Source organism: Paractinoplanes abujensis, assembly GCF_014204895.1.
GTDB lineage: Bacteria > Actinomycetota > Actinomycetes > Mycobacteriales > Micromonosporaceae > Actinoplanes > Actinoplanes abujensis.
This window is the reverse complement of the sequence record NZ_JACHMF010000001.1, coordinates 2834256-2852927: the sequence shown is the minus strand read 5'-3', so window position 1 is coordinate 2852927 and position 18672 is coordinate 2834256. Positions and strand designations below refer to the sequence as shown.

18 protein-coding genes are annotated in these 18672 nt (G+C 71.6%); 13 read left to right on the top strand and 5 right to left on the bottom strand.

All coding sequences use genetic code 11. The annotated features are described in order from the left end of the window. Positions 1–85 precede the first annotated feature (85 nt). The 4 genes from BKA14_RS12840 (at position 86) to BKA14_RS12825 (ending at position 3893) form a co-directional block, all read left to right on the top strand. Positions 86–910: an alpha/beta fold hydrolase gene (locus BKA14_RS12840; RefSeq protein WP_184951152.1), complete on the top strand. Its 825-nt coding sequence runs from the start codon at positions 86–88 to the stop codon at positions 908–910. A 72-nt stretch (positions 911–982) separates the two neighbouring features. Then, positions 983–1951 (top strand): S1 family peptidase, encoded by a 969-nt coding sequence (locus BKA14_RS12835; RefSeq protein WP_184951151.1) that lies wholly within the window; start codon positions 983–985, stop codon positions 1949–1951. A 128-nt stretch (positions 1952–2079) separates the two neighbouring features. Next, positions 2080–3069 carry an ATP-binding cassette domain-containing protein gene (locus BKA14_RS12830; RefSeq protein WP_184951150.1) on the top strand — a complete coding sequence of 330 codons (990 nt, stop codon included), beginning with the start codon at positions 2080–2082 and terminating at the stop codon, positions 3067–3069. Then, positions 3066–3893, top strand: coding sequence for an ABC transporter permease (locus tag BKA14_RS12825; RefSeq protein ID WP_184951149.1), 828 nt, complete (start codon positions 3066–3068; stop codon positions 3891–3893). The genes BKA14_RS12830 and BKA14_RS12825 overlap by 4 nt, the downstream gene beginning before the upstream one ends. Before the next feature lie 318 nt (positions 3894–4211). Here the strand turns inward: BKA14_RS12825 and BKA14_RS12820 are convergent, their stop codons facing one another. Continuing rightward, complete coding sequence (locus BKA14_RS12820) at positions 4212–4559, bottom strand: hypothetical protein (RefSeq protein ID WP_184951148.1); 348 nt, start codon at positions 4557–4559, stop codon at positions 4212–4214. A 13-nt stretch (positions 4560–4572) separates the two neighbouring features. Here BKA14_RS12820 and BKA14_RS12815 point away from each other — a divergent pair, with 13 nt between their 5' ends. The 3 genes from BKA14_RS12815 (at position 4573) to BKA14_RS12805 (ending at position 6483) form a co-directional block, all read left to right on the top strand. Beyond that, positions 4573–4812 (top strand): DUF4190 domain-containing protein, encoded by a 240-nt coding sequence (locus BKA14_RS12815; protein WP_184951147.1) that lies wholly within the window; start codon positions 4573–4575, stop codon positions 4810–4812. Positions 4813–5434: 622 nt separating this feature from the next. Continuing rightward, complete coding sequence (locus tag BKA14_RS12810; protein ID WP_184951146.1) at positions 5435–5665, top strand: hypothetical protein; 231 nt, start codon at positions 5435–5437, stop codon at positions 5663–5665. Positions 5666–5841: 176 nt separating this feature from the next. Continuing rightward, complete coding sequence (locus tag BKA14_RS12805; RefSeq protein ID WP_184951145.1) at positions 5842–6483, top strand: PASTA domain-containing protein; 642 nt, start codon at positions 5842–5844, stop codon at positions 6481–6483. Between the two features lie 10 nt (positions 6484–6493). Here the strand turns inward: BKA14_RS12805 and BKA14_RS12800 are convergent, their stop codons facing one another. Further along, the gene (locus BKA14_RS12800; RefSeq protein WP_184951144.1) at positions 6494–7096 is read right to left on the bottom strand and encodes a Rossmann-fold NAD(P)-binding domain-containing protein; all 603 of its coding nucleotides are present in this window, start codon (positions 7094–7096) and stop codon (positions 6494–6496) included. 308 nt (positions 7097–7404) lie between these two features. On the opposite strand from BKA14_RS12800, the gene BKA14_RS12795 reads away from it, so the two are divergent. The 3 genes from BKA14_RS12795 (at position 7405) to BKA14_RS12785 (ending at position 11756) form a co-directional block, all read left to right on the top strand. Then, on the top strand, positions 7405–7572 hold the full coding sequence (locus tag BKA14_RS12795; RefSeq protein ID WP_184951143.1) for a hypothetical protein: 168 nt from the start codon (positions 7405–7407) through the stop codon (positions 7570–7572). Between the two features lie 54 nt (positions 7573–7626). Next, the gene (locus BKA14_RS12790) at positions 7627–10851 is read left to right on the top strand and encodes an ATP-binding protein (RefSeq protein WP_184951142.1); all 3225 of its coding nucleotides are present in this window, start codon (positions 7627–7629) and stop codon (positions 10849–10851) included. Positions 10852–10967: 116 nt separating this feature from the next. Continuing rightward, the gene (locus BKA14_RS12785) at positions 10968–11756 is read left to right on the top strand and encodes an SAM-dependent methyltransferase (RefSeq protein ID WP_184951141.1); all 789 of its coding nucleotides are present in this window, start codon (positions 10968–10970) and stop codon (positions 11754–11756) included. Here the strand turns inward: BKA14_RS12785 and BKA14_RS12780 are convergent. Beyond that, positions 11732–12625 carry a TetR/AcrR family transcriptional regulator C-terminal domain-containing protein gene (locus BKA14_RS12780; protein WP_184951140.1) on the bottom strand — a complete coding sequence of 298 codons (894 nt, stop codon included), beginning with the start codon at positions 12623–12625 and terminating at the stop codon, positions 11732–11734. The two genes, BKA14_RS12785 and BKA14_RS12780, sit on opposite strands and share 25 nt — an antisense overlap. Positions 12626–12728: 103 nt before the next feature. On the opposite strand from BKA14_RS12780, the gene BKA14_RS12775 reads away from it, so the two are divergent. The 3 genes from BKA14_RS12775 (at position 12729) to BKA14_RS12765 (ending at position 15360) form a co-directional block, all read left to right on the top strand. Beyond that, on the top strand, positions 12729–13466 hold the full coding sequence (locus BKA14_RS12775; RefSeq protein WP_184951139.1) for an ABC transporter ATP-binding protein: 738 nt from the start codon (positions 12729–12731) through the stop codon (positions 13464–13466). After that, positions 13463–14779 (top strand): FtsX-like permease family protein, encoded by a 1317-nt coding sequence (locus BKA14_RS12770; RefSeq protein WP_184951138.1) that lies wholly within the window; start codon positions 13463–13465, stop codon positions 14777–14779. Before BKA14_RS12775 ends, BKA14_RS12770 begins: the two co-directional genes overlap by 4 nt. Before the next feature lie 218 nt (positions 14780–14997). Beyond that, positions 14998–15360: an Mth938-like domain-containing protein gene (locus BKA14_RS12765; RefSeq protein WP_184951137.1), complete on the top strand. Its 363-nt coding sequence runs from the start codon at positions 14998–15000 to the stop codon at positions 15358–15360. On the opposite strand, the gene BKA14_RS12760 is transcribed toward BKA14_RS12765, so the two are convergent. Next, positions 15324–15989, bottom strand: coding sequence for a hypothetical protein (locus BKA14_RS12760; protein ID WP_184951136.1), 666 nt, complete (start codon positions 15987–15989; stop codon positions 15324–15326). The genes BKA14_RS12765 and BKA14_RS12760 overlap by 37 nt on opposite strands. Before the next feature lie 60 nt (positions 15990–16049). Then, entirely contained in the window at positions 16050–18620 is a 2571-nt protein-coding gene (gene rph / locus BKA14_RS12755; RefSeq protein ID WP_184951135.1) for a rifamycin-inactivating phosphotransferase, read from the bottom strand. Between the last annotated feature and the right edge of the window lie 52 nt (positions 18621–18672).

The window sequence follows — 18672 nt, the reverse complement described above, 5'->3', positions numbered from 1 at the left end:
GTTGTTCATCACGTGTTCTGGTCTGTGGGCACGCTCCCGGCATAGCTTGAGGTGGCAAAGCACCAACCGCGAGGGGGAGTCCCATATGCCTTACGTGACGACGAACGACGGCGTCGAGATCTTCTACAAGGACTGGGGGAGCGGGCAGCCCATCGTCTTCAGTCACGGGTGGCCGCTGTCGGCCGACGACTGGGACGCGCAGCTGCTGTTCTTCGTGCAGAACGGCTACCGGGTCATCGCGCACGACCGCCGGGGGCACGGGCGGTCCACCCAGGTCAGCGACGGTCACGACATGGACCACTACGCCGACGACCTGGCCGCGCTGACCGCGCATCTCGACCTGCACGACGCGATTCACGTCGGGCATTCGACCGGTGGCGGCGAGGTCGCGCACTACATCGCCCGGCACGGTGAGAGCCGGGTGGCGCGGGGCGTGCTGATCAGCGCGGTGCCACCGCTGATGGTGCAGACCGAGAGCAACCCGGGCGGCCTGCCCAAGAGCGTCTTCGACGACCTGCAGGCGCAGCTGGCGGCGAACCGGTCGGAGTTCTACCGGGCGCTGCCGTCCGGCCCGTTCTACGGCTTCAACCGCGACGGTGTCGAGTCGTCCGAGGCCATCATCGAGAACTGGTGGCGGCAGGGCATGATGGGCGGCGCGAAGGCTCACTACGACGGCATCGTCGCGTTCAGCCAGACCGACTTCACCGAGGACCTCAAGAAGATCACGGTCCCGGTTCTGGTCATGCACGGCGACGACGACCAGATCGTCCCGTATGCCGACTCGGCTCCGCTTTCGGCGGCCCTGCTGAAGAACGGCACGCTCAAGACGTACGCCGGTTTCCCGCACGGCATGCCCACCACCCAGGCCGACACCATCAACGCCGACCTGCTGGAGTGGATCCGCTCCTGACCCCGCGCGACAGGATCAGCGCGGTCCGTAATTTGCGGTTTGTGACTACCCTCGTCAACGATGAAGTCGCCGATGAGATCGCTGTCGAGGGTCGTCGTCGCGCTGGTGGCCGCGGTGGGCGCCGGGGCGTGGGGCACGCCGGCCCACGCGATCGCCAACGGTGAGGACGTCGCCGACGGACAGTACGAGTTCGCGGTGAAGCTGACCGACATCGGCATCCCCACCAAGGACGGCGGCAAGCGGAACAGTTCCTGCTCGGGCGGGCTCATCTCGCCCCGCTGGGTGCTCACCGCGGGCCACTGCTTCAAGGACGAGAACGATCGCCGGGTGTCGCGCCCGGTCGCGGACCGCACGGTCGCCACGATCGGAAGAGCGGACCTATCCGGTACGGCGGGTTTCAGCGCGAATGTCGTCGAGGTGCGTCAGCACGGGGACGCCGACATCGCGCTGGCCCGCCTCGACCGGCCCGTCACAGGCATCCCGCTGATGCGGCTCAACCGGAAGAAACCCGTCAAGGGCCAAGTGGTGCGGCTCGTCGGTTTCGGCCTGACCGACGGCAAGGCCAAGCAGACGACCCTGCGCCTGCAGACCGGCCAGTTCAAGATCACGTCGACGTCGAAGCTCGAGATGGGCGTCATCGGCGAGGCCCCGCGCGACGACACCAGCGCCTGCGAGCACGACTCCGGCGGGCCCTACTTCACCGGCGGCCCGACCGGCGCCCCCACCGTCATCGGGGTGGTCAGCCGCGGCCCCGACTGCCCGCACACCGGCGCCGACACCTCGGCCCGGGTCGACGCGGTCGCCCCCTGGATCCTGTCGGTGATCGGCGCCGACCTGCGCGCCGCCGCGGCCAAACCGTCCACCAAGCCCGCCGAGGCGGCGCCGGCACCGGCCCGCCGGGCCGGGTCACGGGCGAACGAGCCCGCCGACGAGCCGGTCTCGCCGCTGCTGTGGGTGGCCGCGCTGCCCATCGTGCTGCTGATCGGCGCGCTCGTGATGTGGACGGCGAAACCCCGCAAGGGCTCACACCGCCGCCGTTAGCTGCGAGAACAGCGCCGTGTCAGGCCGTGTCAGCGCCATGTGCGTGCGCTGTCAGCGCCAGGCGCGAGTCTTTGCGCCGAGGGCAGCCGTCACACTGCGCTGCCCGCGACGGAGGGGACGGAACCATCATGAGCGATCTCGTGGTGCGCGCGGAGGGGCTGCGCAAGCGATTCGGCCGGACGCAGGCGCTCGACGGGGTGGACCTGGCGATGCGGCGCGGAACGGTGCTGGGTGTGCTCGGCCCGAACGGCGCCGGCAAAACCACAGCCGTACGCGTCCTGGCCACCTTGCTGCGGCCCGATGAGGGCTACGCCGAGGTGGCCGGCATCGACGTGCTCAAACAGCCGGCGCGGGTGCGCCGGCGGATCGGCCTGACCGGGCAGTACGCCAGCGTCGACGAGGACCTCACCGGCACCCAGAACCTGGTGCTGATCGGCCGGCTGCTCGACCTGCCGGCCAGGGACGCGCGCAAGCGTGCGGCCGAACTGCTCGAATGGTTCGACCTGGCCGAGGCGGCGGGACGGCCCGCCAAGACGTACTCCGGTGGCATGCGCCGCCGGCTCGACCTGGCAGCGAGCCTGGTCGGCCACCCCGAGGTGATCTTCCTCGACGAGCCGACCACCGGTCTCGACCCGGCCAAGCGCGAAGACATGTGGGGCGTCGTACGCGACCAGGTCGCGCAGGGCGCGAGCGTGCTGCTCACGACCCAGTACCTGGAGGAGGCGGACGCGCTGGCCGACGAGATCGTGGTCGTCAACCACGGCCGGGTCATCGCGCACGACAACTCCGACGGCCTCAAACGGCGCGTGGGTGGGCTGACCCTGCGCGTACGCCCGGCCGACCCGGCCCGCGTGCCCGACGCGCTGCGGATCCTCGACGCCGTGGCCGCACCCGGCACCACCGCGTCCGCCGACACGGCCGCCGGCGCCCGCCCCGGCGCGGTCAGCGTGCCGGTCAAGGACGACCTGGCCCTCGACGTGGTCGTGCCCGCGCTGCGTCAAGCCGGGGTCGAAGTCGTCGACCTCGGCCTGCACCTGCCCAGCCTCGACGAGGTCTTCCACTCGCTGACCGAGGGCACCCCGGCCGGCTCCACCGCCAAGGAAGGTGAGCTCGTATGACCACCCTCGACGTGCCCGTTCGCACCATCACCGGCGACATCGACAAGCCCCGCGGCGGCGCGCTGGCCGCCCTCGTGCGCCACAGCGTGGCCCTGGCCCGGCGCAGCCTGATCAAGACCATCCGTACGCCCGAAGCCCTGATCGACGTCACCCTGCAGCCGGTCATCTTCCTGCTGCTCTTCACGTACCTGTTCGGTGGCGCCCTGGCCGGCGGCAACCGCGGGGCCTACCTGCAGTTCCTGCTGCCCGGCCTGCTCGCGCAGTCACTGGCGATGGGCGGCATCGCGCTCGGCCAGAACCTCAACGCCGACATCGAGAAAGGCGTGTTCGACCGGTTCCGCTCCCTGCCGGTGTCCCGCTCGGCCCCGCTGGTGGGCGCGGTCGCGGCCGACATCGTGCGCTACCTGACCGTGTGCGCGGTCATGCTGGGCTTCGGCTACGTGATGGGCTTCCGCGTCGAAACCGGCTTCGTGCCCGCCGTGGCCGCGGTCGCCCTGGCCGTCGGTTTCGGCCTGTGCTTCTGCTGGATCTCGGTCTGGGTGGGCATGATCGTCCGTACGTCGGGAGCCGTCCAAGGCGTGATGTTCCTGCTGGTCTTCCCGCTCGGCTTCGGCAGCAACGTCTTCGTCGGCACCGACACGCTGCCCGGCTGGCTGCAGGCCTTCGTCCACGTCAACCCGATCACGCCGCTGGTCGCCTCGATCCGCGGCCTGCTGATCGGCGGCCCGGTGGCCCACCACCTGCTGCTCACCCTGGCCTGGATGGCCGGCCTGCTGATCGTCTTCGTGCCCCTGGCCCTGCGCGCCTACGCCCGCCGCGCCTGACCCCCGCAGTGGCACACCGGCCCGGTTCCGCCGGCCCGGTGTGCCGCACGTGCCGGACGCGGGCAGCTTTCGATGCGCGCCGAGCGTCCCCGGCACCGCCCGGGCGGAGCCGCCCGACACCCGCCGCCCCAGCCCACCGGCCTGACCCCAGCCGGTCAGCCTGCGCGACGAGAGCTCGGCCGATATGAACACGGCGGCCCCCGGCGCGGATTATGTTCAGCCCATGAGCGGCGCGTCGTTCTGCACCACTTGTGGCACGGGTCTGCCGGTTCAGGCCGCGTACTGCTCCCGCTGCGGCGCCCCCGCGCAGGCGGTCACCTACCCGGCGCACCCGAACCCCGGCCCGCCACCGCCGTACGGGAGCCCCGGCCCACCGTCGTCGCCGTATGCGCCCGCCGGCTCGGCCCCGCCGTACGGGACCTCCGTCCCGCCGCCGCTGTACGGGAGCTCCGTCCCGCCCCCGCCGTACGCGAGCACCGACCCCTCGTCGGCCTTGGCGAGCGCCGGTCCGCCATCGCCGTACGGGAACCCCGGTCCGGCGCCGTATGCGACCGCCGGGCCACCCCCGCCGTACCTGAGCCCCGGCCCGCCACCGCCGTATCCGGGCTTACCGCCCCCGAGTCCGAGCCGTTCGTCACCGGCGGCCCGTCCCGGGGTCGGTGCCACGCCGAACGATCCTGTGCACTGGCTACTGCCGACGGGCCGGAGCTGGCAGTCGATCGCGGCCGGCTATCTCGGCCTGGTCGGGCTGGTCGTGTGGGTGCTCGGCCCGTTCGCGCTCGGCCTCGGCATCTGGGCGGTCGTCCGGTCGGCCCGTGAGCCCGGGGTGCACGGCCGGGGCCGCGCCGTCTTCGGCATCGTCGCCGGGGCCATCGGCACGCTGATGACGCTGGTGGTCCTGCAGAGCGTCGCCGGCTGAAGCAAGGCCGCCGTCACGGGCCGGAGACAACGTGTCGATCCGGAGGCACGCCAATGAGCCGCCGGCTTGCCTGAGACGCGGGCTTGCCCGAGCCGCCGGCTTGCCTGAGACGCGGGCTTGCCCGAGACGCGGGCTTGCCTGAGACGCGGGCTTGCCCGAGACGCGGCGCGGCGCCTACCGAGACGTGGGGACTGCCGAGACGCCTGAAGTGCTCATTCAGCCCGAGGCCCCCGTTCAGCTCGAGGCCCCAGGTCGGCCTTTGCTTTGACCCGCTCGAGGCGTCCGGCCCGCCCGGACGCCCGGCCTGAGGCGCACGAGCCGCCTGTGACACAGGCCCTCCTGAAGCGTCCGAGCACTCGAGGCGTCCGGCCCGCTCATGACGCCGCCTCCGCCCGAGACGTTTCGCTTAAGACCGCCTACCCGCCCCAGACCGCCGACCCGCCCCAAACCGCCGACCGCCCAAGACCGCCGCCCCGCCCAAGACCGCCTGCCTGCCCAAGACCGCCTGCCTGCCCAAGACCGCCTGCCTGCCCAAGACGCGGGCTCGTCCCGGAAGCCTCGGCTGGCTGGGGACACCCGGCCCGGTCTGAAGGTGGGCGGGCGGGCGGAATATCGTTTCCGCGTGCGGAATGGGGATGACTCCCGGGTGCCGGATGGCGGCTTGGCGGACGATGTGCCGGAAAATGTCATGTTTCTCAGCCCGGAGCAATATGAGGCGCTGCAGAAGGCTCGTGAGGAACAGGGAAGCGACCTGACTCGGGAGCAATGGCAAGCCGTATTGAAGGCATTCGAGGTGGAGTCGGCGACTGAGATTCAGGGCCCGCGAAACGAAGAGAAATCGATGGAACAGTAAACTCAGGTATTGCGATGCGGGCCTCCTCAATGGACGTTGTGAGTGGCGTCTCAGGGAATTGGCCGAACGGACTACTCGCGAGCATCTTCGAGGCGGATTAGATGGGCCTCAAGACAGATGATCTTGGTCTTGGGCCAAGGATCATGCGCCATGTGATCAGTTCGTGAAAGAGTGCAATGTCGTATTCCAGTCCGCCGCCGAACGGTGATCCGGTCGGTCCTCAATACCCCTCGACGCCGTCGGACCACGGGTGGTCCCAGCCGCCGGGATATCAGCCGCCCGCGGCGTACGGTCAGCCCGTTCCGCCGCCGCCGGCCAAGAAGAAGAACGGGAAGGTCGTCCTGACCGTCGTCGGTGGCGTGCTCGGCCTCTGTTGTTTCGGCGGGGTCATCGCCGCCGCTTTCGGCGATGACGATGAGAAAGCCACAACCGGGGTCGCCGCGCCTGCGGCCACTCTCGCCGCCGAGCCCGAGTCAGTGCCCTCGTCCCCGGTCATTACCACGCCACCCGAGCCGGCCACCGTGACGACGCCGCCCAAGCCGGCCACCGTCACGACGCCGCCCGAGCCGGCCACCGTCACGACGCCGCCCAAGCCGGCCACCGCCACGGTGCCGAACCTGCGGGGCGAGAACGCCGCGGTGGCCGCCGACCGGCTCAAGCAGCTGGGTTTCACCCGCGTCGAGTTCGGCTCGGCCGACAAGGGCGACACCTGGGTGGTGCTGCCGCAGAACTGGACGGTCACGAAGCAGTCGGCGAAGGCCGGCACGAAGCTGGCCCTGGACACTTTGATCGTCCTCACCTGCACCAAGCAGGGCTGACCGTACGCATTCAGCGCAGTGGGGCGGGCTCCTCGTCGGCGGTGAGCCGCACGAGCCGGCGGGAGTCGTCCCACAGTTTCGCCGCGCGCTGTTCGTCGACGTCGGACGTGATCACGCCGATTCGTCCGGACACCGTTTTCGTTGCGGCGCTGGTCGGCAACCGCTGCACGGGCCGGGGCATTTCGCGAAGAAAACCGGTTTCCGGTACGGCCCCCGAGTCGTAAGCGACCGAGGAAATGGCGCTGCCGGCCTTGCGCAGCCGCCGATCCAGCCCGTACGCGTACATCGCCGTGCACAGTTTCGATGTCGAGTAGCGCTTACCGGCGGACAGCGTTCTCGCGTACGCCAAGGCGACGGCGCCCGGTTCGACAGTCTTGCCGGCGAGCCGCCCGTTCAGGGTGTCCGGGTCGTGGGTGCCGCTCGCGGTGAACACCACGCGGCCCCGGTCGGTGACCTGGGGCAGCAGCTGCACGAGCAGCAAGTGCCCGAGGTGAGCACGCACACCGGCACGTCGTGGAGGCGGGGCCGCCACGATCTCCTCGGACGGGTTGGCGCCGCGGCACTGCTCGAGGCACGCGTAGCAGTCGGTGGAGATGCTGGCCGGCTGGGCCACTTCGTCGCGGTGCAGGCCCGGTGTGCGCAGGCGGCTGCCGCCCGTGAGCCCGGCGTCGGCTGGGCGGAGCAGTTCGGTTGCTCGGGGTAGCGAGGCGATAGCCCTGAAGGAGGCCGGGATTGTCGGTTCCTGCCGCTGCCGGGGGCGTCCGGCCGAAGTGTCTTGGTGACCCGCAGTAACGGTGGTGGCAGGCGTACAGGTTGAGCAGGGCGCCGACCTCGGGCCGGCCGGAACCCCGGCGTGATCGCCCAGATTCGGCGTCTGTCGATGTTTTGTCCGGGCGCGTGCAGACGGTACCGTCTGCGGTCATGACCGAAAGCAACCAGCAGTCCGGCCGGCACGCCGCGAAGCCGGACGATCTCGGCGATCGTTCCACCGTCAACATCAAGAAGTATCTGTTGAAGGACGAGGAGCTGGAGCGGCGCGCGGCCGCCGAGACCAAGGGCCGGCACGCCGCGCCGGAGTCGCAGAGCTGACGCCGCACCTCCCCGGGTTGGGCGGACTCGGCCCGGCGCGGGAGGATCGACCATGTGGGTGAGCACGGGGACTCGGGCACGCGGCTGCGTGTGACGCTGCTCGGCGCCTTCGAGGTGCGGGTGGGCGACACCGTCGTGCCGGTGCCCGGGGCCCGGCTCCGAGGCCTTCTCGTACGGCTGGCGCTCGCCGGCGGCCGATCCGTCGAGCCCGCCGTCCTGGTCGGCGCGCTGTGGCCCGGCGCGGGGCCGTCCGACCCCGCCAACTCGCTGCAGTCGCTGGTCTCGCGGCTGCGCCGGGTGCTCGGGGCGGCCTCGCTGGTGGTGCAGAACGAGGCCGGCTACCGGCTCGACGTGATCCCGGACGACGTCGACGCGCTGCGGTTCGAGCGCCTCGCCGCCGACGGGCGGGTGTGCTTGCGGGCCGGCGACGTGCACCAGGCCGTACGGGTGCTCGGCCAAGCCGTCGAACTGTGGGCCGGTCCGCCGGTTCTGCCCGGGAAGGCGTGGCTGGAGACCATCCGGGCCGAGGCGACAGCCGACCTGGCCGAGGCCGAGCTCGCGCTGGGGCAACCGGCCGCGGCCGCCGCCCGCCTGACGGCCCTGCTGGCCGCGGATCCGGTGCACGAGCGGGCGGCCGCCCTGCTGATGGACGCGCTGGCCGCGCAGGGGCGGCAGGCCGAGGCCTTGGTCCTGTACGAGTCGGTGCGCGCGGCGCTGGCCGACCGGCTCGGCGCCGATCCGGGGGCCGCCCTGCGCGAACGGCACACGCGGCTGCTGCGGGCCGAACCGGCCGTGGGCGCGCGGGAACCCGTACGGGAGAAACGAAGCAACCTGCCCGAGCCGCTGACCAGCTTTGTCGGGCGCGACGACGACCTGGCCCGGATCGACGGGCTGCTCGCGGTCGGGCGCCTCGTCACGGTGCTGGGGCCGGGCGGTGCGGGCAAGACCCGGCTGGCGGTCGAGGCGGCCCGGCGCCGGCGGCACGAGTTCCGCGACGGCGTGTGGCTGGTCGACCTGGCCGCGGTCACCGAGCCCGCGAAGGTCGGTGCGGCCCTGCTGACCTCGGCCGGGCTGCGCGGGAGCGCTATGTTCGAGCCGGCGGCGCGGCTCCGGGTCGAGGCGGGCGACGTCGACCTGCTGGTCGAGCAGCTCGACGGGCGCGAGACACTGCTCGTGGTCGACAACTGCGAGCATCTGGTCGACGCGGTCGCCCACCTGATCGCCTCGCTGCTGCCGCGCTGCGCGGGCATGCGGGTGCTGGCCACCAGCCGCGAGCCGCTGGCCGTGGACGGCGAGGCGCTGGTGCCGCTGGGGCCGCTCGCGCTGCCGGGTCCGGACGACACCGTCGAACAGGCGCGGCGTACGGCGTCGGTGCGGCTCTTCACGGAACGGGCGGCCGCCGTGCGCCCCGGCTTCGACGTCGACGCGACCACCCTGGACGACGTCCGCCGGATCACCGTGGCGCTGGACGGCATGCCGCTGGCCCTCGAACTGGCCGCGGCCCGGCTGCGCACGATGTCGCTGCCCGAGCTGACCGCGGGCCTGTCCGACCGGTTCCGGCTGCTCACAACAGGTAACCGCACCGCCGCACCGCGCCACCGGACGTTACGTGGTGTGATCGCCTGGAGCTGGGATCTGCTCGGTGACCACGAGCGTACGGTGGCCGAAAGGGTCTCGGTGCTGCCCGGTGGTGTCACCCCGGCCACGGCGGTCGCGGTCTGCGAGGGCACCGACGTGCCCGCTGGTGACGTGCCCGACCTGCTGGCCGCGCTCGTCGACCGCTCCTTGCTGCAACTGGCTCCGGATGCCGGCCGGTACCGCATGCTGGAAACCCTTCGCGAGTACGGCACCGAACGCCTGTCCGAGCAGGGTGTCCTCGGCGAGGTGCGAGGGCTGGCCGCCCGGCACCTGGCCGCGCTGACCGCCCGGCTCGACCCCGAGCTGCGCGGCCCCGGCCAGGTCGGCGCGCTACGCGTGCTCGGCCCCGAGTACGACAACGTGCTGGCCGCCCTGCGCCACCTGTGCGACGTCGGGGACACCGGGGCCGCGCTCACCCTGGCCCTGGACCTGACCTGGTACTGGCAGATGTTCGGCCGGCACAACGAGGCCGCCTACTGGATCGGTGAGGCGCTGGCTCAGGCTCCCGCCCAGCCGTCCCCGCAACGCGACTGCGCCGAGGCGTTGCTGCTGCTCAACCGGATCAGCACCCGCTCGCTGATGACGGCCGACGAGATCCAGCAGCGCGAGGCCGAGATGCGCGCGCTGGCCGGACGGCTGTTGTCCTACACCGAGCTGCCCGGCCTGATGGGCGCGATGACCGGGATGACGCTGTTCTTCGTACGGGAGAACGACGCCGCGCTGACCGTGCTCAACCGCCTGGCTGAAGGCTCGGACGCGTGGGAGAGCGCTCTGGCCCACCTGATCCGGGCCCAGTTCGCCGAGAACGAGGGCAACCTGGAGCAGGTCCGCGTCGACCTGGCGGCCGCGATCGACCGGTTCGGCCGGGTCGGTGACCGCTGGGGCGTGGCCACCGCGCTGCCGATGCGGGCGTTGCTGCGCCAGTACGACGGCGACCTCGACGGCGCCCTGGACGACCTGAGCCAAGCCCGCGCGCTGGCCCGCGAATTCGGGTCGCTCAGCCTGACCGACGAGGTCTTCATCGATCTGCGCTGGATCGACCTGCACATGCGCCGCGGCGACGACGACCTGGCCGTCGCCATGCTCGACGCGACCCGCGAACGCATGGCCCGGTCGGCCTCGCCGGAACTGACCGTGCTGCTCAACGCGCTGGAGTCGGGCCTGTGGATCCGCTTCGGCCAGCTGGATCGGGCCGACCGGCTGCTCGACCGGGCCGAAGCCGAGATGGCCGCCCAGCCCGACCTCGGCGGCGACCACGGCCGGGCCATCGCCGGCGCCATGCGGGCCGCCCTCTTCGTCGAGCGGGGCGACGCCGAGGGCGCCGAGAAGGCCCTGGCCGCCGCGTACGCGGCCGGCCTGGAGACCCGCGACATGCCCATCCTGTCGCTGGTCGCGGTGACGGCGGCCGGGCTGGCCGAGATCCGCCACCGCCCCGCGGAGACCGCCCGCCTGCTCGGCGCCGCGGCCCGGCTCCGGGGCGCCCACGACCGCACGGACCCGCGCATCCGCGAGATGAGCGCCCGGGCCCGCGAGGTGCTGGGAGCGGACGGCTTCGACAAGGCGTACGGGCAAGGGTGGTCCCTGGACGGCAAGACCGCGTCCATCGAGGTCGGTCGCTTCGGCCCGCGCATCGGCCAGTGACCCGTCGCGACGGAGGTCATAGGACCGTCATGACGCTGCGCGGCCCGGTCGTCGTGGTGCGGGCCGGCGAGTCGTGAGGTCTGGTCCGGCGGCGCGGGCGGGCCTAGGCTCGGCGGATGACCGAGGCCTTTGACACGGGACGGCCGCATCCGGCGCGGGTTTACGACTATCTGCTGGGCGGCAAGGACAACTTCGCCGCGGACCGGGCCGCCGCTCAGCAGGGGGTCGCGGCCAATCCGAACGCCATCACCGCGCCCCGCCAGAACCGGGCGTTCCTGCAGCGTACGGTGCGCTGGCTGGCCTCCCGGCGCGGCGTGCGGCAGTTCCTCGACATCGGCACCGGGCTGCCCACCCGGCCCAATGTGCACGAGGTGGCGCAGAGCGTCGACCCGGCGGCCCGGGTGGTCTACGCCGACAACGACCCGATCGTGCTGGCCCACGCGCGGGCCCTGCTGACCGGCCGGCCCGAAGGGCGCACCGACTACGTACAGGCCGACCTGCGCGACCCCAAGAGCATCCTGGCCGCGCCGGAGGTGCGGGCCACCCTCGATCTCGACGAGCCGGTCGCGTTGCTGCTGTACGCGGTGCTGCACTTCGTGGAGGACGACCAGGACCCGTACGGGATCGTCCGGGAACTGCTGAGCGCGCTGCCCGGCGGCAGTTATCTCGTGATCTCGCACATCACGGCCGATCACGACCCGGAGTCGTGGGGCCGTTTCGCCGGCATCATGCGCGGCCAGGGCATCCCCACCCGGCTGCGCTCGCGCGAGGAGGTCGGACGGTTCTTCGACGGCCTCGAACTGGTGCAGCCGGGGGTCGTGCCGATCCTGCAGTGGCGGCCCGACCAGGAGGTCCCGTTCACCGACGCGCAGGTCGCGCTTTACGGCGGCGTCGCCCGCGTCTGATCGAGGCCGTCCAGAAGGCGTTGCAGACCGAAGTCGAGCAGGGTGTCCAGGTCGAAGGCGCGGTCCTCGGCGGAGATGAACCGGGCCATCAACGGCAGTTTCCCGGTGGCCAGCACGGCGGCCATCCGTTGCTGCTGGGCCCGCATCCACTGCTGATCGTCGAGTCCCGACTCCTGTTCGGCCCGGGCCTCCTCCTCGAGATTGACTGCGGTTCCCCGTACGTAGTTGGCCACCGTCACCGCCGCGCAGAACTGCGCGTTGTGGTCGAGTCCGAGACCCTCCAGCGCGCGCATCGTCCACTCGGTGTGCGCCATCGCGTGCGGCGCCAGCAGCGGGCGGGTGAACGAGACGGCCTGGGCCAGCCACGTGTGCCGGCGATACATCGACCACTGCAGGCGGGCCAGGGCCTCGACGCAGGCGCGCCAGCCGTCCCGTTCGGCCGACATGCCGGGCGGGGGAGGGTTGGCCGCCATCACCTTGTCCATCATGAGCAGCACGAGCTCTTCCTTGTCGGCCACATGCTTGTAGATCGACATGGTCGGCATGCTCAGTTCCCCGGCCAGGCGCCGCATCGACAGCCCGGTCAGGCCCTCGGCGTCGGCGATCGTGATGGCCGTGCGGACGAGCACGTCACGGCCGGGGGCGGAGCCGGCGGGCACGGCGCCGACCGCCACCACCGTGCCGACACCCGGCTTGGCCCGGACCAAACCCTCGTCGCGCAGGTGGGTGATCACCTTGGTCGCCGTGGCCATCGCCACCCCGTACTCCGCCATGATCTGACGGGTCGACATGATGCGCTGACCCGGGCCCGGTTCCCCGGCGGCGATGCGCGCGGCGAGCTCGTCGGCGATCCGGCGATAGACACTCATGCGACCCCCTCCTGGTGCACTAGAGCATGCCTGACCGGTGCACTAGCTGGATACGGGTGCTAGCACTACCGATTTCAGAATAGTGCGCTCGTACGGTGTATCCATGACCGACATCGTCAGGGTAGAAGAGCTTGACAAGACGTACGAGGGTGGCGTGGCCGCGCTGGACGGCGTCACCGCCGGGTTCGCCGCGGGCAGCTTCACGGCGGTGATGGGCCCGTCCGGCTCCGGCAAGAGCACCCTGCTGCAATGCGCGGCGGGGCTCGACCGGCCGACCGGCGGGCGGGTGTTCATCAACGGCACCGAGCTGACGGCCACGAAGGACACTGCGATGACCAAGTTCCGCCGGACCCGGGTCGGGTTCGTGTTCCAGGACTACAACCTGCTCCCGTCGCTCACCGTCGAGCAGAACACCGTGCTGTCGTTGCGGCTGGCCGGGCGGCGGCCCGACCGCGCGCGGGTGCACGCCGTGCTCGACCGGCTCGGTCTGGGCGACCGGCGGCACGACCTGCCCGAGCGCCTGTCGGGCGGCCAGCGGCAGCGCGTGGCCGTGGCCCGGGCCCTGGTCACCGAGCCCGCCGTGATCTTCGCCGACGAGCCGACCGGCGCGCTCGACCTGCGCAGTGCGCGCGAAGTGCTCACTTTGCTGCGCTCGATAGTGCACGAACACGGCCGTACGGTGGTCATGGTCACCCACGACCCGGTCGCCGCCGCGTACGCGGACTCGGTCGTCTTCCTGGCCGACGGCCGGCTCGCCGGGTCGCTGCGCGCGCCGACCGCCGACGCCGTGGCCGAGCGCCTGGCCCACCTCGGTGACCGGGTCGGCGGGGTGCTCGCATGATCGCCGTGGCCCTGCGCAACCTGCGCCACCGTCCCGGCGGCTTCGTCGCCACGTTCCTCACCGCCTTCCTGGGCGCGGCGCTGATCATGGCGTTCGCGTCGCTGCTCGACACCGCCTCCGGTGTGCCCACCGCCGACGGCAACGAGTCGCTGGTCACCACGGCCATGGTCGGCGGTGGCTGGTGCCTGGTCATCGTGGCGTTCGCGGTGACCTCGACGCTGAGCCTGGCCGTGCGGCAGCGCTCCGAGCAGATCGCCTTGCTGCGGCGGGCCGGCGCCACCGGACCGCAGATCCGGCGGATGGTGGTGGGGGAGGCCCTGGCGGTCGCCCTGCTCGCGTCGGCGGTCGCGGTGCCGGCCGGCTGGCTGCTCGGCCGCTTGCTGGTCTCCCTCCTCAAGGACACCGGGCAGGTCGTGCCCGCGGTGTCGCCCGCCTTCGGAGGGATCGCGCTGGCCCTGGGTTTCGGGGTCACCCTGCTCGGCTCGTCCGCGGCCGGGCTGGCCACCGCCCGGCGGATCCTGGCCTCCTCGGCGCGCCGCGAACGCCCCGTGCTGCGCCGGATCGCCGCCGTGTTCTTCCTGCTGGCCGGCGGTAACTGCGCGACGTTGACCGCGACGCTGATGGACGGCAAGGGCATCGACGCCATGCAGACCGCGGGGCAGGCCGGCATCTGGGCCTCGATCGGCCTGGCCCTGCTCGCCCCCGAACTGCTGCGCCTGGTCACGGTCGTGCTGGGCCCCCTCGTACGGGTCTTCGGCATCGCCGGTTCGCTGGCCGTGACGGGCGTCCATTCCCGTACGCGGCAGCTCGCGTCAGCGGTCATGCCCGTGCTGCTGTTCACCGGCATCGCCACCGGCACGGTCTACATGCAGGGCATCGAGGATCGGGCGGCGCAGGGCCGGATCCAGCCCGACTACGCGCGGGACATCCAGACCCTGAACTACGTGGTCGTCGGCATGATCACCCTGTTCGTGGCCGTCATGCTCGTCAACACGCTGGTCGCCGCCACCACCCACCGCCGCCGCGAGTTCGCCCAGCAACGCCTGGCCGGGGCGACGACGGGGCAGGTGCTGGCGATGGTCGCGCTGGAAGGCGTGCTGATCACGGTCACCGGCGTGCTCGGCGGGCTGGCCGCCTCGATGTTCACCATCCTGCCGTTCGGTTCGGCCCGCGCCGATCAGGTCTGGCCGTCCGCGTCACCGTGGGCGTTCGCGATCATCGCCTGCTCGGCCGTGGCCCTGACCGCGTTCGCCACGATCCAGACCACCAGCCGTACGGTCCGCGGCCCGGCCACCCCCGCCGTGCGCGCGTGACCCGGATCGAACGACGGGCCGCGAACGGGTACTGTTCGCGGCCCGTCGCCCGTCGCCCGTCGCCCGTCGCCCGTCGCCCGTCGCCCGTCGCCCGTCGCCCGTCGCCCGTCGCCCGTCGCCCGTCGCCCGTCGCCCGTCGCCCGTCGCCCGTCGCCCGTCGCCCGTCGCCCGTCGCCCGTCGCCCGTCGCCCGTCGCCCGTCGCCCGTGAGGAATACCTGTGACATCACCGAAGATCGTGTCCGTCGAGTGGGGCCACATCGAAGTGGAGGGCCTGGAGCCCGGCAAGGACTTCAAGCTCTACCCCGGCGGCGGCCGCGAATGGAACTGGTCGGAGACCGGCATGCGCCACAACCCCGGCATCCGGCCCGAAGACGTCGAGGAACTGCTCACCCACGGCGCAACGGTGGTGGTGCTCTCCCGCGGCATGGACCGGCAGCTCCAGGTCGACCCGGCCACGCTCGACCACCTCGAAGCCCGGGGCGTCGAGACCCACGTCGCCGAGACCACGCTGGCCGTCGAGCTCTACAACAAGCTGGCGGCGACTCAGCCGGTAGGCGGCCTGTTCCACTCCACCTGCTGACGCGTCGACGCCATCACGCGAGTGGGGCGATCGCGCCGGTTGGTCCACAGCTTGAACCGCCGGACCACGACGTCGTCGGAGCGCAGCCAGCAGTCGTACGGGCCGGACGCCTCGGACACCACGGACAAGTCACCGGCCTGCGCGTCGAGACGGCCACCGGCCCACGTCTCCAGCGCGCTGCCGCCGACGGGATGCCAGTCCGCGACTTCGTCCATCAGGGCGTGCCCCTCGATCAGGTGACAGATCGACGGACATGCCTCCAGGAACGCGCCACCGTCGGTCACCCCGAACCGTCCGTCGGTGTGCAGCACGTGCCGGACCGGGGACGACACCCCTTCACCGATCCACCCGAAGGTCCAGCCGTCCCGCTCCCGGCGGGTCCAGCCGTCCAGGTCGAACCGCCACTCCCGGGCGATGTCCCAGCGGTCGTGCCCTACCCGGGCACTTCGCCGCACGGTGTAGCGCAAGCCGCCGAACCGGGTGACGAAGTTCCGCCGGCGTACGGACAGTTCAAGCGGATCTCGTGCGCCGGTGCCGAGCCCCGTGTCGGCTGGTTCGCGCCGTGCCGTACGTGTCAGGAAGGCTCTTGCGCTGGGGGACAAGCCGTCGAGGTCGTCCAGGACGTGCACATGTGCTTCCCGCTGCCGGTGAGGCTCGCAGCCTAGCAGCCAGGGCCCGAGCCGGGTCGGTCACGCGGAGCCGGGCAGGAGTTCGATGTAGCCGTCGGTGCCGTGGACGCGGATGCGGCTGCCGTCGGGGATCAGGCGGGTGGCGTTGTCGACGCCGACCACCGCGGGCAGGCCGTACTCGCGGGCGATCACCGCCCCGTGGGTCATCTGGCCGCCGACCTCGGTGACCAGGCCCGCGACCGAGACGAACAGCGGGGACCAGCTGGGGTCGGTGTACGCGGTGACCAGGATGTCGCCCGCTTCGACGTCGGCCCGGGCCATGTCGAGGACGACCCGGGCCCGGCCCTCGATCGTGCCGGCCGAGACGGGCACCCCGACCAGCGCGCCCGGTGGCACGTCGTCGCGCCGGTACGCACCGTTGATGCCTTCGCCCTCCGACGTGAGGATGCGCGGGGCGGCCAGCGCGGCGTACGAGCGGAACTCCTCCTGCCGGTTGCGCACAAGTTGCTCGTCGACCGCCTGATGCCGTACGGCGTCGGAAAGCTCCTGGAACGTGAGGTAGAAGATGTCGTCGCGCGCCGGCAACGCGCCCGCCCGCACCAAACGATCAGCTTCGGCCAACAACGCGCACTTGTAGACGAAGTAGCGGCTGACGATGCCGTACTTGGGGAACTCGCGATAGCCGATGAAGGTGCGCACCCGATCGATCATGTGCTTGGTCTCGGTGGCCTTGGCCTCGCCGTCCGGCAGTGCGCGCAGGCGGGCGAGCACCTCCTGCTCCTTACGGGCGGCTGTCAGCCGGCCGTGCTCGAAACGCCGCGCCGCCTCACCGTGCTCGAAAGTGCGCACATTGTCGAGGATGAGCGGAACAAGCGTCGACGGTTGCTCACTCCAGCGCGGCCGGGTGATGTCGATCTCGCCCGCGCACCGCATGCCGTACCGCTCCAGATAGGACTCGATCGCCTCCCGGGCCTCGGCCCCACCCGCGAACCGCGGCAGCTCGTCGAGGAAGTCGTCGCCCACGCCGCGCTGCAGAAAGGCCACCACTTCGGTGTACGGGCGGATCACATCGGCGACGTCGAGAAGCGCGAGCCCCATCTCCGACGTGATGTTGCCGGGCGCGGACAGGGTGAGCGTGTCGGCCACGTTGCGTTCGCCCAGCCAATCGAGCAGGTGGTCGTTGAGCCACCAGGTGGCGCCCATGCCCGCCATCAGGGCTTGCATGCTGAGCGGGTCGGTGAGCAGACGTTTGTGCTCCTCGACAGCTTCGAGCAGAAACTCGAACAGGGCCGGCCCGCTCTTCGTGGCGATGTCACGCTTGAGGGCGGCCAGCGAGTCCTCCGTACGTCCGACCAGCTCGGCCACGATCTCCGGGTCGTTGGCGATCTCGTCGCCCTGCTGCCCACCCAGCGGCGGCGCGGCCGGGGCGGCCCGCGGATCGAGCGGCACGAAGTCGCGATCGAACACGGTCTGCAGCGCGTCGCCCACCAGCGGATCCGACTTGCCCGCCATGCCCTGCAGCCCGGCCCGGCCCGCGGGCGTGGCCAGCCGCGCGGTGACGTCGACGAACAGCCGCCCGCCGGCCGCGTGCATCGGGGCCAGCGCGGTCAGCTGCCACATGGAGATCCCGAGCGGTTTCATCGGGTCGGTCATCATCTGCTGATGCCCGACCGAGACGTAGACCCGGTTGCCCGGCCCGGCCGCCTCCGGGATCGGGAACAGCGTCGTGATCGGCCGGCTCTGCACGATCGCGAAGTCGTCGCCGGTCAGACACCATTCGATGTCCTGGGGGCGGCCCAGATGCGCCTCGATCGTGCGGCCCAGGGCGGCCAGCCGCACGACCTGGGCATCCGTCAGCGCGGGCAGCTCAGCCTGCTCGATCTCGACTTCTTCGGTACCGCCGGCGGGCAGTGCGCGAATGGCGCGCTTCTTGACCGAGATCGCGCGTTCGACGACAACCCCGTTGCGCACTTTGAACACATCCGGGTTGACCAGGCCCGACACCAGCGCCTCGCCGAGGCCGAAGCCGGCGTCGACCGTCGTGACATGCCGGTTACCGCTCACCGGGTCGGCCGTGAACAGGATGCCTGACGCCTCCGGAAACACCATGCGTTGGATCACGACAGCCATCAGCACCCGCCGGTGATCGAAGCCGTTGCGCAACCTGTACGTGACCGCCCGCTCGGTGAACAACGACGCCCAGCACCGGCGCACATGGTCGAGCACCGCGGCCGCCCCGAGCACGTTCAGATACGTGTCCTGCTGCCCCGCGAACGAGGCCGTCGGCAGATCCTCGGCCGTCGCACTCGATCGCACCGCGTAGGCGCCGTCGTGCAAAGCCCCCGTGATCGCCGTGGCCACGTCGGCGGGCACCGCGATCGCCTCGATCACCCGGCGGACCTCGGCGCTGACCGAGCCGACAGCCGCCCGGTCGGCCGGGTCCAACCCCGACAACCGGTCGAGCAACGCGGCCGGCACCTGCTCCAGCACCCGCCGGTAGGCGTCGGTGGTGACACAGAAACCCGCGGGCACCCGTACGCCGTCGATCCGCGACAACTCACCCAGGTGCGCGCCCTTGCCCCCGACAGCCGCCACCATCGTCCGGTCGATCTCGTCGAAGCCCGCAATCATGCGCAGAACCCTCCCGGTCAGTGGCCCGAGCCGACGATTTTGCGCCCCGGCC